This window comes from Paraburkholderia sp. SIMBA_027 (genome assembly GCF_046535315.1).
Taxonomy (GTDB): Bacteria; Pseudomonadota; Gammaproteobacteria; order Burkholderiales; family Burkholderiaceae; genus Paraburkholderia; species Paraburkholderia tropica.
On the sequence record NZ_JAWRWY010001260.1, the window covers coordinates 1 to 249 of the forward strand.

Here is a 249-nt window from a genome sequence, read left to right on the forward strand (position 1 = left end):
CGGCCAGCGTTCGTTCTCGGTGCTGCTGCTGCAGGATCTGGCGATCGTGCCGCTGCTGGCGCTGATCACGGTCCTTGGCGGCGGCAGCGAGGGCGGCGATCAGCCGTTCCTCGACTTCGCGATTGCGATCGGTGCAGTCGTGGCGATGATCGTCATGGGGCGCTATCTGCTGACGCCGCTGTTCCAGGTGATCGCCCGCACCGGCGCCCGCGAGGCGATGATTGCGGCGGCGCTGTTCGTGGTCATGGG

At 67.9% G+C, this 249-nt stretch carries 1 pseudogene; it reads left to right on the forward strand.

The window, feature by feature from the left end:
• Window positions 1-249 (forward strand): annotated as a pseudogene (locus SB764_RS43200) (potassium transporter); the annotation flags it as partial.